Raw genomic sequence first — 13700 nt, forward strand, 5'->3', positions numbered from 1 at the left:
AACTGTTCCAATATTTGGGATTGCAATTCGTGCCGACCCTTTCGATCAGACCTTGCGAGGTGAGATGTACACGACCGCCGCCCCGATCACCGTGCGCCGACGCTGGACCATGCTGGGTTGTTCACTCCTCGCCGCCGTGACGACCACCACCATCGTGAGTGGCCCGGCCTATCTGATCCCGGCCTGGCATTCCGACGAGGGCATGTCTCTGACCGAGGCCTCGACTCTCGCCACCGTGCCGACCATCGGCTTGATGCTGGCCATCTTCGGCTGGGGTGTGATGCTCGACCGCTATGGCGAACGACGCATCCTGATCCTGTCGCTGTGCATCTCGCTGGCCGGGGCGACCGGCGCGGCCCTCGCCGCCCTGGCCAATGCCCCGTATCCGGTGCTGGCCGCCGCCATGTTCGTCGGCGGTGTGGGATCGGGAGCCGCGAACGGGGCCAGCGGACGCATCGTCGTCGGATGGTTCCCACCGGGACAGCGCGGCACGGCGATGGGCGTACGCCAGATGGCGCAGCCGCTGGGTATCGGCTTGTGCGCACTGACCATGGCGGCCACCGCCTCCGAGGTGAGTGTCGGTGCCGCACTGATGATCCCGGCGGCAGTCACCGCGGCCGGCCTGCTGGGCGTGATCGTCGGGATCAGCGATCCGCCCCGACCGGCGGCCGCCACCGGCCCGCAACCGGCGATGACCGCGTCAAATCCCTACCGCGAGAGCACCTTCCTGATACGGGTCCACGTGGTCAGTGCACTACTTGTCGTCCCCCAGACGATGCTGTGGACTTTCGTGCCGACCTGGCTGATCGTCGGGCACGGGTGGTCGCCGACGACTGCGGGCCTACTCATCACCATCACCCAGGTGACTGGCGCCTTCGGTCGGATCGCGGCCGGCCGGTGGTCTGATGTGTGGTCCTCGCGGATGCGGCCGATCCGGGTCATCTCGGCCGTCGCGATCGTCGCCATGATCGCGCTGGCCGTCACCGATTGGCTCGACAGCCCGGTTGCCGTCGCCCTGATGGTCGTCGCCTCCATCGTCACCGTCGCCGACAACGGGCTGGCCTTCACCGCGATAGCCGAGTACGCCGGTCCCGAGTGGAGCGGCCGCGGACTGGCCGTACAGAACACCGGGCAGTACCTGGTCACCGCCGCGGCGACACCGGCCTTCGGCGCCCTGATCGCCGCGATCGGCTTTCCGTTCGCCTTCGCCGTCGCGGCGATCGCGCCGGTACTGGCCACCCCGCTGGTGCCCGACGATCATCCGCCCCGGCACTGAACGCACGACAGCACTGGATAAACGACAGCACCGGATAAACGACAGCACCGGATAAACGACAGCACCGGATAAACGACAGCGGCCGGCCTCCCGTGGGGAGACCGGCCGCTGCGATGTGAGATCGCCTGCTCAGACGCGGGCCAAGATCCGATCACCGATCTGATCGGTGCTCAGAACCTCACCGGCGCGTGCGGCGACGTCGGCCTTGACCGCCACCTCGACACGATCGGCGTCGGCCTCACGGCCCAGGTGGCGCAGCAACAGTGCCGCCGACAGGATCGCGGCGGTGGGATCCGCCTTACCCTGCCCGGCGATGTCGGGTGCGCTGCCGTGGACCGGCTCGAACATCGACGGGTTGGTGCCAGTGGCGTCGATGTTGCCCGACGCGGCCAGCCCGATACCACCGGTGACCGCGGCCGCCAGGTCGGTGATGATGTCGCCGAACAGGTTGTCGGTGACGATCACATCGAAGCGCGACGGATCGGTGACGAGGTAGATCGTCGCGGCGTCGACATGGCAGTAGTCGGTGGTCACGTCGGGATACTCGCGGGCGACCTCCTCGACGGTCCGCGACCACATCGACCCGGCGAAGGTCAGCACGTTGTTCTTGTGTACCAGCGTCAGCTTCTTCGCCCGTGCCTGCGCACGATCGAACGCGTAGCGCACCACACGTTCGATGCCGAACCGGGTGTTGACGCTGACCTCGGTCGCCACCTCATGCGGGGTGCCGACGCGGATCGCACCACCGTTGCCGGTGTAGGGGCCCTCGGTGCCTTCCCGCACGACCACGAAGTCGATGGCCGGGTTACCCGCCAACGGCGAGTCCACCCCGTCCAGCAGCACCGACGGTCGCAGGTTCACATGGTGATCCATCGCGAACCGCAGCTTGAGCAGGAAGCCGCGTTCGAGCACACCCGACGGCACCGACGGATCGCCGATGGCACCCAACAGGATGGCGTCGTGCTCACGCAGCGAGACCAGGTCCTGCTCGGTGAGCAGTTCGCCGGTCGCGTGATAGCGGCGCGCGCCGAAGTCGAACTCGGTGGTGGTCAGCTCGGGGTCCAGCTTGCCGATCACCTTGAGGGCCTGCGCGGTGACCTCGGGGCCGATGCCGTCGCCGGCGATGACAGCGAGTTTCACGACAGGTCCACCTGCTTGATCAGGGTCGCCGACACCGATTCGCCGATGGAGGCGACGAGATCGTCGGCGAGCTCACGGTCGATGCGGAGCAGCATGGTGGCGCCGCCGCCCTCGACGTCCTGCGACAGTGCGGCGGCGACGATGTCGATGCCGGCGTTGCCGAGCAGGGTGCCCACCTTGCCCAGCGAACCGGGCTGGTCGGCGTAGCTGATGAGCAGGTTGCGGCCCTCGGCACGCAGGTCGAAGTTGCGGCCGTTGATGTTGACGACCTTCTCGACCTCGGCCGGACCGGTCAGCGTGCCGGCGACATTGACGACGCTGCCGTCGGCGAAGACCGCGCGCACGTCGACCTGGCTGCGGTGGTTGGGGCTCTCGGTGACGGTGACGACTTCTTGGGTCACACCGCGCTCGGCCGCGACGGCCGGTGCGTTGACGAAGGTGATCGGTTCGTCGACCACCGCCGAGAACAGGCCGCGCAGTGCGGACAGGCCCAGGATGTCGACCGGCGACGCGGACAGTTCGCCGGCGACCTCGACGGTCACCGCGGTCGGCTGAGCGTCCGCGACGACACCCACCAGGACACCGAGCTTGCGGGTCAGCTCCAGCCAGGGCGCGACCAGATCGTCGACCGGACCACCCGACACGTTGACGGCGTCCGGGACGAACTCACCCGCCAGCGCGAGCTTCACACTCTTGGCGACGTCGGTGCCCGCCCGATCCTGGGCCTCGGCGGTCGATGCGCCCAGGTGCGGGGTGACGACGACCTGCGGCAGGTCGAACAGCGGCGAGTCGGTGCACGGTTCGGTGTTGAACACATCCAGGCCGGCGCCGCGCACGCGGCCGTCCTTGATGGCCTCGGCGAGTGCGGCCTCGTCGATCAGGCCACCGCGGGCGGCGTTGACGATGATGACACCCGGCTTGACCTTGGTCAGCTGCTCGGTCCCGATGAGACCGGCGGTCTCCTTGGTCTTGGGCAGGTGGATGGTGATGAAGTCGGCGCGCTCGAGCAGTTCGTCGAGGGTGACCAGTTCGATGCCCAACTGCGCGGCGCGGGCGGCCGAGGCATACGGGTCGTAGGCGATGACGGTGGTCTCGAAGGAGGCCAGACGCTGCGCGGCCAACTGGCCGATGCGGCCGAGGCCGACGACACCGACGGTCTTGCCGAACAGCTCGACACCCGAGAACGACGAACGCTTCCAGGTCTTCTCGCGCAGGGTGGCGTCGGCGGCGGGCACCTGACGGGCGGTCGACATCAGCAGCGCGACGGCGTGCTCGGCTGCCGAGTGGATATTCGAGGTGGGCGCGTTGACCACCATGACGCCGCGCTCGGTGGCCGCCGGGACGTCGACGTTGTCGAGTCCGACACCCGCGCGGGCGATGATCTTCAGGTTCTTGCCCGCCTCCAGCACCTCGGCGTCGACGGTGGTGGCCGAACGCACCAGGATGGCGTCGGCGTCGACGACGGCCTCGAGCAGTTTGGGGCGGTCCGGGCCGTCGACCCAGCGAACTTCGACACCATCGCCGAGGGCCTCGACGGTGGACGGTGCCAGTTTGTCGGCGATCAGGACTACGGGACGGCCTGCAGAGCTCACGTCATATCTCCAAAGTCATGCTTGTGGGTGGACGAATCCAAGGTCTTCATCGGTGGTGACGCCGAGCACCGATACGCGGCCGATGCGTGGGCGTCGAGCAACTTCGACTAGTCAGTTTAGAGGTCGCCGCACCAGCGATGAACAGGCGGTTGCCCTCGGTCGGGTTCATCCCGTGCGCGGAACATGTGGATTGTGATGGGTATTACGGATAGGTTGCAATGCAACTGCGGGTCGATTCCGCGGCGGCGGCAGTCTGCTTGTGCCCGGTACCGTGTGTCGAGCGCCTGCCGCACCCATATCGGTGGGCGCATTTTGGGTGTCGACGAGCGAAAGTGGATGTGAATGATTAGGAAGCTGACAGCACTGTTGGCGGTTCTGGCTGCGACCGTGCTGGTGGTCCTGAGCGCGGGTTCGGTCACCGCAGCTCCGGCCAAGGCCCCCATCGGAGGTGGCTCGGGCATCCTCGTCCTCAAGGGCGGGAACTCGGCAGCCGCATGCACGCTGACCACCATCGGAAAATCTGCGACCGGCAAATTGATCGGCATCACCGCCGGCCACTGCGGTAAGGCGTCGCAGAAGGTCTACTCCGAGACGTTCCAGGATCGCGGACAGATCGGCACCATCACCTATTCGGCTCCCGATCTCGACATGGCCATCATCGAGTTCCGACCGGACAAGGTCGTCCCCCTGCGCAGCGTGCGCGGGCTGACCATCCGCACCGTCGACACCCGTCCCATCGGTTTCCCGACCATCGCTTGCAAGCAGGGCCGCACCACCGGCAGCACCTGCGGGATCGCCTGGTTCTCCGAGGGCGACGTGCACGTCAGCCAGATGTGTGTGATCGAAGGCGACTCGGGTAGCCCCGTCGTCGTCGGCGACCGTCTCGTCGGCATGGTCAACGCCTACTACTTCCTCGGTTGCGTCGGACCGGAGACCGGTACCAACATCGGACCGATCCTCAAGCGCATCCGCTCGCTGGACGCCTACAAGGGTTACCGCCCGATCTGATCGTTCGCAGTTCTCGTCGTCGCGCCCCGGGTGATTCATTCGCCCGGGGCGCGACGCGTTGTCGGCCAGAGAGTCCGACCGCACGGCCGGTATCCGCCGCCCAGCAATGTTCCTCGCGGTGAAGTTTGTGCGCTATGCTCCATTCTTCGAAATTCTCGACTGGGGAGGAAACGATGAATCCATTGCGACCGAAGAAGTGGGCTCTCGCCGCGATCGTCGCAGCAGCAGCGTTGACCGCGACCGCGTGTGGCTCGGACGGTGACAACGCCGACGCCGCCGCGGGGTCGGCCGACAAGGACAGCTGCACGACCGCAGCGGGTGTGATCGTCGGCTCCACGCTGACCAAGCTGAACCCGGTCGACGGCAAATACGTCGTCATCCCGACTGACGATGCCGGAATGGTCGCCTCGATCACGGATGTGAACCTCAAGTCGCAGACGCAGCAGTTGGTTGACTTGCGGGCCAAGTTCAACGCGGCCGTCGAGAGTGGCGACACCGTTGCGGCCACCGAGGCCCGCAAGCAGATCAAGGCGCCGGCGAGCGCGATCGTCAACGCCTGCGACGCCGCGGTCCCCGACCAGGTCGCCCCGCTTAAATCATATCTGCCGCTCCTCGACAATCCTCCGACGAACCAGGTCGTCGGGGCGGAGACGACCGCTCCCCCCAAGACGACCGTGTCGGCCGACGCGGCGACGTACACCGTCGGAGGCACCACTCTGAAGGTTGGCGAATCGGCTGTCGTGGCAGCATCGTCACTCAGCGCCGGATCCGGGGTAGCACCGGTGAAGATCACCGTGACGTCGGTGGAACCTGCTGGCGCTGGCGATATCAACGAGTTCAGTGCCGAGACACACGCCCAGGTCAAGGGAATGTTCTATGTGAAGTACACGGTCGAACGTCTCGATACGCCCGATGGCGGCGCTGACGGTATCAGCGCGTTCCGCTTCGACGGCATCACCGCGTCCGGCGACGAACTCAACCGCCTTATGCCCATCGGCGATTTCGACCAGTGTGACGACAGCAGCATCAGCTCCGGCACCGGCTGCTCCATCCTGGCCACCGACAAGGCCGGTGCCACCCCGGCCAAGGTCGTCCTCACCGTCGACTCGACCATTGCCGACAAGTTCCCGACGGCGTACCGCGAGTCTGCCGAGATCACCTGGGCGAAGTAGCCTTTCACTACACCGCCCGATCGGAGGCGCCGACTCAGGCGCGAAACCCACAACACTGCGCCCAGAGGTGGATGTCACCTCAGGGCGCAGTGCTGTGCGTGGGGGCCACGGTCGGCGCTACGGCGCCAGGATGTAGCTCATTCCGCGAATGTCTTTGGTGACGCCGTCGTACCAGGTCCCGGTTCCGCGACCGTCGTGGTTCATGTCGCGATAGTGGATGTAGAGACCGTCACCGCGACGCTCCACCGACTTCACCCAGGCGACGTGACCGTAAGTGCGGTCGACACCGTGTACGCCCGGGGCGAAGACGACGATGCTGCGCGGCTGGGCATCGAGGACCACCGTCCATCCGTTGGCCCGCGCCGAGTCAGCCCAGTCCTTGGCATTGCCGCGGATCGCCGGATAGTAGCCGGTCGCCTGACGCCACAGTTCCATTGCTCCCCAGGTGCACTGCCCGCGCATACCGGTGTTGGCTCCCGACTTCGCGCCGACCTTACGACCGGAAGTCGCAGGCGGCGGTGTCGGTGCGCCACCGCATTTCGGGGTGACCGGGTTGTTGGTGCCGGTGTAGAGACCGGCGTCGGTAACCCAACCGCCACCGTCGACGGTGTACCAGATGGTGGTCGTCCCATATTTGCCGGTGACCGCCTGACCGTTGGTCCAGCAGTTGATGCCGACCTGGACGTTGGCCGGAAGTTGGCGCAGCAGTTGGCCGGACGCACTCGGCGCCGAACGTACGTTCAGCACTTGAAGAGTCTTGGCCGACTTGATTCCGGCGTCCGCCTGATCGGCGAAAGCTGTTGTCATCCCGCCGATCGCGGCTGCCACCGCGATCGCCGACACGACCCGATGAAGACGTCGCCGGGGGCGACAAGTTTCTGACATGCAATCTCCTGACATGCAATCAACTGACATTGGGGGTAATCGCATGGAACGCTATCGATTTCGCGGATTGCTCAACAGTCGCCCGATCGGACCAAATCTCATCGCGACTCGGACGAAGGCGCCGACCATCGGAGTCCATTTCATGCGGAACCTGCACGGCGCGGTCTCGGCGAAACAGGCCCCGGTGGTCACCGCCGCGGTTAAGACCAGCTTCGCTCACACCGAGCCCGCCGAGGTCGCCGCGCAGTGGGATCAGGTCGCTGACACCCTGGAATCGTCGTTCCCGAAGTGGCGGCGATGATGGCCGAAGCCAAACCCGATGTGCTCGCGTTCACCGCGTTCCCGAAAGCGCACTGGCAGAAGATCTGGTCGAACAATCCCATCGAACGGTTGAACAAGGAGATCAAACGCCGCGCCGATGTCGTGGAGATCTTCCCCAACCCCGCCGCGTTCCTGCGGTTGGCGACCGCAGTCGTCATCGAGGCCCATGACGAGTGGCAAGTCACCCGCCGCTACCTCTCCGACATCAGCATGGCCGAACTCAAGAAGGTCATCGCCACCAAACACCACGCCACCGAACCAGTCGACTCACCACGCCAAATCGCCTAGCATCTAACACGGCTCGTTGATCACAACGCGTGGCTCACGCCGGATCCGAAGTCCACCACCCCACGGGACACTGTCCGAGTGCCGCCGTCCTCGGGTCGCGCGCCATCTCGCGGAGCACAGCTACGTATGCCGGCGGCAGGTTCGCTTCCCCGGTCACTCCGCAACCTCAACCGAAAACGACCCGTCCTGAATACGACGTAGCACTCGTACGTCCGTCAGCTCATCCCGCAGTTTCGGATGACGACGATAAAAGTCGAGCAACGCAAGCGTCATCGGAGCACCCAAACCGGACTCATCGACGCGGAACTCCGCCGTCTTGAAGGTGGAGCCCACGGACATCCATGCACCGCCGCGGCGGTCTCCTTTCATCGGAACAGCCTTGCACCTGACGACATCGCGCCATGAATACTCAGCCCGCTTTTCCGGTACAACGAACCCTTCAGGAGTCACCACTATAAGAGGGCGATCGTGCAATCCAATCCTGATCGCACGATATAGACAACCCACTCCGACCACCATAAACGCGCTTAAGTATATCTTGTCCATTGGACTATGGAGAACATAATAATCGATCCGACCGTTGAAGAATCCAATCGCGAAAACCGCGGCCCCCGCTGCCAGTAATGAGTTGGATAGAATATCCAACCGGGTCACTCTCAAATCTCGATATATCACCAGGGCCTTGGCAACTATCCTCACCCTTGTCGCATCGCTCACCCAGCGATCGGCCAGAGTCGATCGTGACCACATAACTATCTCCGGAACGAAACCAAGGGTCGCCAACAGCGCCGAAACAGCCTCCCATTCCATGCCATGAGCAGCAGCAACCAAAACTAATCCTAGAAACCCCAGAGCTAAGAATCCATAGATTCCGGTCCCGCTTATACTGCCACGAGAATAGCTCTGCCACGCCAGCGGAACGTCATGAACACAACCCGCAGATTCGCTCACTGAACTCGATCACCGATCATTTGCAGGCCACCTCTCCGACAGCCCTTCCAATCAATCCGGTTAGGTAACCCACGCCAGCGCTGACAGCAAATGCGGTGGCTGGCCGCAACTCCGGAGCCGCCACCATCGGCGCGACCTCGCCCGCGAGTGCGGCCCCACCCTGGTACCCCGCAACACGTTTGCCGTGACCGTTGCCATCGCGTCACCGTTCTTTGACTCAATGATCACGATCGGAGACTTCCCATCACGCAAGAGTTCTGTACGACCACTTTCATCGGATAGAGCTTTCCTGTTGGCATAAAGCTTCCCCGCGTATTGCAGAATTCAGTGTTCTCGCCTATTGGCGATATCGCGCAGAATTCCGCCATCAACTGTGACCATAGCCCCCCTTTTTTCGTAGTCACAGTATCAGCCACCTCACGCAAACAGGCCAACACCACCATCCCGACGGCCACCGCGTTCCGCAGGCACAGAGGTGCCGACCGCAAGACACCCAACAACAACGGGCCCGCACCTCGAATGAGGTGCGGACCCGTTGTGGAATAGCCTGAGACTCAGGCAGTCTCGGTGATCGGGCGATCGACCCAGCTCATCAGGTCGCGCAGCTTCTTGCCGGTGACCTCGATCGGGTGCTCGGCGTTGGCCTTACGCAGCCCTTCGAGCTCCTTGTTGCCGCCCTCGACGTTGGCGACGAGGCGCTTGACGAAGGTGCCGTCCTGGATGTCCTTGAGGATGGCGCGCATGCGCTCCTTGGTGTCGGCGTCGATGACCCGCGGGCCCGACAGGTAGCCACCGAACTCGGCGGTGTCGGAGACCGAGTAGTTCATGCGGGCGATGCCACCCTCGTACATGAGGTCGACGATCAGCTTGAGCTCGTGCAGGACCTCGAAGTAGGCCATCTCCGGCGCATAGCCCGCCTCGACCATGACCTCGAAACCGGTCTTGACCAGTTCCTCGGTGCCACCGCACAGCACGGCCTGCTCACCGAAGAGGTCGGTCTCGGTCTCTTCCTTGAAGGTGGTCTTGATGATGCCTGCGCGACCGCCGCCGATCGCCGAGGCGTAGGACAGCGCGAGCGCCTGGCCCTCACCCTTGGGATCCTGGTCGACGGCGATCAGAGCGGGAACACCCTTGCCGTCGACGAACTGGCGGCGGACCAGGTGGCCCGGCCCCTTCGGTGCGACCATGGCGACGGTCACGTTGGCCGGCGCCTTGATCAGACCGAAGTGGATGTTGAGGCCGTGGCCGAAGAACAGCGCGTCGCCGTCCTTGAGGTTCGGCTCGATGTCCTCGGTGAAGATCTGCGCCTGGCTGGTGTCGGGTGCGAGCACCATGATGACGTCGGCCCATGCGGCGGCCTCGGCGGCGTTGAGGACCTTCAGGCCCTGCTCCTCGGCCTTGGCACGCGACTTGCTGCCCTCACGCAGGCCGATGACGACGTCGACGCCCGAGTCGCGCAGCGACAGCGAGTGTGCGTGTCCCTGGCTGCCGTAGCCGATGACCGCGACCTTGCGGCCCTGGATGATCGACAGATCGGCGTCATCGTCGTAGAACAGTTCGATCGCCACAGTTGAATCCCTTCGATATGTGGTGCCCCCTCGAAGACATCTGGTCGCTCAAGGGAACTGTGAAATTGTGAAAACTGGTGGACGTCAGCGGTGCGCCGACATGCTCTTCGGTCCGCGGCCGAGAGCAACCGCGCCGGACTGCGCGATCTCCCGAATACCGTACGGGTCGAGCATCCGCAGCAATGCCTCGAGCTTCTCCGAGGTGCCGGTGGCCTCGATCGTGACCGATTCCGGTGACACGTCGATCACCTTGGCGCGGAACAGGTTCACCACCTCGATCACCTCCGTGCGCACCGTCGCATCGGCACGCACCTTGATCATCATCAGTTCGCGCGACACCGACCCGGCCGGGTCCTGCTCGACGATCTTGATGACGTTGATCAGCTTGTTGAGCTGCTTGGTGACCTGCTCGAGCGGGAAATCGTCGACGGTGACCATGATGGTCATCCGCGAGATCCCCTTGAGTTCGGTCTGCCCGACGGCCAGCGACGAGATGTTGAAGCCGCGCCGCGAGAACAGCGCCGCGACGCGCGCCAGCACGCCGGGACGGTCTTCGACCAGCACGCTGAGGGTGTGGGTGGTGCTCACTGCTCGTCCTTCTGGTTCGAGGCCGGTGCGGCCGCGTCGGGCTTTTCCATCGTCTCGTGGATGTCCACCGGGTCCGACGCCGCCTCGTCGTCGTCGAACAGCGGGCGGATGCCACGCGCCGCCATGATCTCGTCGTTGCCGGTGCCTGCGGCGACCATCGGCCACACCTGGGCGTCCTTACCGACGATGAAATCGATGACGACCGGGCGGTCGTTGATGGCGCGCGCCTGGGCGATCACGTCATCGACATCGGCTTCCTTCTCGACGCGAAAAGCCGCACAGCCCAAGGCTTCCGCGAGCTTGACGAAGTCCGGGATCATCCGCGAATGGGTCGCGAGGTCGGTGTTGGAGTAGCGCTCCTCATAGAAGAGGGTCTGCCACTGCCGAACCATACCCAGGTTGCCGTTGTTGATCAGGGCGACCTTGATCGGAATCCCCTCGATCGCACAGGTGGCCAGTTCCTGATTGGTCATCTGGAAGCAGCCGTCGCCGTCGATGGCCCAGACCTCGGCATCGGGGTTGGCCATCTTGGCGCCCATGGCGGCGGGCACCGCATATCCCATCGTGCCCAGACCACCGGAGTTGAGCCAGCTGCGCGGCTTCTCGTAGGAGATGAATTGCGCGGCCCACATCTGGTGCTGGCCGACACCGGCGCAGTACACGGCGTCGGGTCCGGCGAGCCTGCCGATCTGGGAGATCACGAACTCCGGCGACATCGAGCCGTCGGTCTGCCGGTCGTAGCTGAGCGGATAGGTGCGCCGGATGTCGTCCAGATAGGCCCACCACTCGGAGATGTCGGGCTTGTCGCCGCTGGTGGCCAGCTCGTCGCGCAGGGTCTCGATGAGCTCACCGATGACCGCCTTGCAGTCGCCGACGATGGGCACGTCGACCGGCCGGTTCTTGCCGATCTCAGCCGGATCGATGTCGGCGTGGATGACCTTGGCGCCGGGCGCGAAGGAATCCAGCTGACCGGTGACACGGTCGTCGAAGCGGGCGCCGAGCGTGATCAGCAGATCACTCTTCTGCAGTGCGGCGACGGCCGCAACCGTGCCGTGCATGCCGGGCATGCCGCAGTGCAGCTGATGGCTGTCGGGGAACGCACCGCGCGCCATCAGGGTGGTGACCACCGGGATGCCGGTCAGTTCGGCGAGCTCCAGCAGCTCCGGAGCCGCGTTCGCCTTGATGACACCGCCACCGACATAGAGGACCGGCGCCTTGGCGGCGTTGATCATCCGTGCCGCCTCGCGCACCTGCTTGCCGTGCGGCTTGGTGACCGGACGGTAGCCGGGCAGGTCGATCTGCGGCGGCCAGGAGAAGGTGGTCTGGCTCTGCAGGATGTCCTTGGGGATATCGACCAGGACAGCGCCAGGACGACCGCTCTCGGCGATGTGGAACGCCTCGGCGATGACCTTCGGGATCTCCAGCGGATTGCTCACCAGGAAGTTGTGCTTGGTGATCGGCATGGTGATACCGGAGATGTCGGCCTCCTGGAAGGCGTCGGTACCGATCAGCGCACGGCCGACCTGTCCGGTGATCGCGACCACCGGCACCGAATCCATCTGCGCGTCGGCCAGCGGCGTGACGAGGTTCGTCGCACCCGGACCGGAGGTGGCCATCATCACGCCGGCACGGCCCGCGACCTGTGCGTAACCGGTGGCGGCGTGACCGGCGCCCTGCTCGTGGCGGACCAGGACGTGCCGAACCTTCTGCGAGTCGAGAAGCGGGTCGTACACCGGGAGGACCGCGCCGCCGGGAATGCCGAAGACGACCTCGACGCCGAGCTCCTCGAGTGAACGCACCACCGACTGTGCGCCGCTGACCCGCTCGGGGGCGACGGTGCGCTGGGCTACCGCGCGGAGGTTGCCCGCCGCGGGTGACTCCTGCAGGAGGCCGGCATCTCGGCCGGCGTCGGTGCGTGCTGTTGGTGCGCTCACTGCACGATCCTCATCTTGTGTGTCGTATTGATCTTGTGGATGTCCGGAACGGACTGCGATGACGTATTGCCCGGGTGCTGACAAGAAAAAACCCCCGACAGCTGAAGCTGTTCGAGGGTGGCGCGTCGATTGCCGGTAGGGGTCGATGTGTGACCGGTCAGGCGACGACGCGCCAGCCGAGTACTACGATCCCGTTCTGCATCACGCATTCACGGTATGACCGCGTGCACTTGCGAGTCAAACTACGGTCACCCCCGTCCCACATCGTGAGAACACACAGGTATTCACGCCGGTGTCGGCGGGCGACCACCTGCACAGTCCCCGACCACACATTGGCACAATGGGGTGGTGCCGAGTAATTCCTCCGACCGCCCGTCCCCCGATCGCCGGTCCCCCGACGCCGAACCGACCGGACCCGAGTTGCCTGTCGAGTTCCGGATCAACCGTGTCGCGTACTTCACCGTGCCGATGGCGTTGATCGTGGCGGTCATCCTGGCCGGCACCTCCCTGGTCTGGCTGGGCTGGACGCTGGCACTCCCCGTTCTTCTCGGTTTCTGGATTCACCGCCTGCGCACCATCGTCACCGCCGACGGCCTGCGCGCAGTGGGCACCTTCGGCACCCGCGACATCGCCTGGACGAACCTGTCGGGTCTGCAGTTCCCCCGCTGGAGCGCGGTGCGCGCGGTCACCGAGGACGGTCGACGGGTCCGGCTGCCCGCGGTCGGGTTCAGCGATCTTCCGCGACTGTCGCAGGCCAGCGGCGGCCGCATCCCCGATCCGTTCGCCGCGGCCGCCGACGCCGACAAGTGACCAAGCCCGCAATCCCCTTTGTTCCCGCAGGTCACCGCGGAGTAGCCTGAAACGTGCAGGCTGCGATCCAGCCGCACCCGTACGCGGGCACGAAACAAACAGCCCCCGATGCCGCGTTATCACGGGTGCAACGACACGATGCCCAGCAGATCGAGGAAAGTTCTCCC

11 protein-coding genes and 1 pseudogene are annotated in these 13700 nt (G+C 65.1%); 5 read left to right on the forward strand and 7 right to left on the reverse strand.

All coding sequences use genetic code 11. From position 1 onward, the window contains the following. Positions 1-64: 64 nt before the first annotated feature. Positions 65-1276, forward strand: a complete 1212-nt coding sequence (locus tag QSJ18_RS02365) for an MFS transporter (RefSeq protein WP_286324604.1) — start codon at positions 65-67, stop codon at positions 1274-1276. A 129-nt stretch (positions 1277-1405) separates the two neighbouring features. On the opposite strand, the gene QSJ18_RS02370 is transcribed toward QSJ18_RS02365, so the two are convergent. Both QSJ18_RS02370 and serA read right to left on the reverse strand, forming a co-directional pair. Next, entirely contained in the window at positions 1406-2416 is a 1011-nt protein-coding gene (locus tag QSJ18_RS02370; RefSeq protein WP_286324605.1) for a 3-isopropylmalate dehydrogenase, read from the reverse strand. Next, complete coding sequence (gene serA, locus QSJ18_RS02375; RefSeq protein WP_286324607.1) at positions 2413-4008, reverse strand: phosphoglycerate dehydrogenase; 1596 nt, start codon at positions 4006-4008, stop codon at positions 2413-2415. Before serA ends, QSJ18_RS02370 begins: the two co-directional genes overlap by 4 nt. A gap of 342 nt (positions 4009-4350) precedes the next feature. Between serA and QSJ18_RS02380 the strand changes: the two genes are divergently transcribed. Both QSJ18_RS02380 and QSJ18_RS02385 read left to right on the forward strand, forming a co-directional pair. Further along, on the forward strand, positions 4351-5016 hold the full coding sequence (locus QSJ18_RS02380; RefSeq protein ID WP_286324608.1) for a chymotrypsin family serine protease: 666 nt from the start codon (positions 4351-4353) through the stop codon (positions 5014-5016). Positions 5017-5189: 173 nt separating this feature from the next. Continuing rightward, positions 5190-6188, forward strand: coding sequence for a hypothetical protein (locus QSJ18_RS02385; protein WP_286324609.1), 999 nt, complete (start codon positions 5190-5192; stop codon positions 6186-6188). Between the two features lie 117 nt (positions 6189-6305). Here QSJ18_RS02385 and QSJ18_RS02390 read toward each other — a convergent pair whose 3' ends face one another. Continuing rightward, complete coding sequence (locus QSJ18_RS02390; RefSeq protein ID WP_286324610.1) at positions 6306-7073, reverse strand: CHAP domain-containing protein; 768 nt, start codon at positions 7071-7073, stop codon at positions 6306-6308. A gap of 133 nt (positions 7074-7206) precedes the next feature. Here QSJ18_RS02390 and QSJ18_RS02395 point away from each other — a divergent pair. Further along, positions 7207-7682: pseudogene (locus QSJ18_RS02395) on the forward strand (transposase); the annotation flags it as partial. A gap of 153 nt (positions 7683-7835) precedes the next feature. Here the strand turns inward: QSJ18_RS02395 and QSJ18_RS02400 are convergent. From QSJ18_RS02400 to QSJ18_RS02415, 4 genes are all read right to left on the reverse strand, one after another. After that, a complete protein-coding gene (locus QSJ18_RS02400) occupies positions 7836-8633 on the reverse strand; it encodes a hypothetical protein (protein WP_286324612.1) in 798 nt (265 codons plus the stop codon). Between the two features lie 554 nt (positions 8634-9187). Continuing rightward, complete coding sequence (ilvC, locus tag QSJ18_RS02405; protein WP_286324613.1) at positions 9188-10201, reverse strand: ketol-acid reductoisomerase; 1014 nt, start codon at positions 10199-10201, stop codon at positions 9188-9190. A gap of 84 nt (positions 10202-10285) precedes the next feature. Next, complete coding sequence (gene ilvN, locus QSJ18_RS02410; protein WP_286324614.1) at positions 10286-10789, reverse strand: acetolactate synthase small subunit; 504 nt, start codon at positions 10787-10789, stop codon at positions 10286-10288. Continuing rightward, entirely contained in the window at positions 10786-12723 is a 1938-nt protein-coding gene (locus QSJ18_RS02415) for an acetolactate synthase large subunit (RefSeq protein WP_286324615.1), read from the reverse strand. Before QSJ18_RS02415 ends, ilvN begins: the two co-directional genes overlap by 4 nt. 348 nt (positions 12724-13071) lie before the next feature. Here QSJ18_RS02415 and QSJ18_RS02420 point away from each other — a divergent pair, with 348 nt between their 5' ends. Further along, on the forward strand, positions 13072-13533 hold the full coding sequence (locus tag QSJ18_RS02420) for a PH domain-containing protein (protein WP_286324617.1): 462 nt from the start codon (positions 13072-13074) through the stop codon (positions 13531-13533). The last annotated feature ends 167 nt before the right edge of the window (positions 13534-13700 follow it).

The organism is Gordonia heveisoli (assembly GCF_030315745.1).
Lineage (GTDB): Bacteria > Actinomycetota > Actinomycetes > Mycobacteriales > Mycobacteriaceae > Gordonia.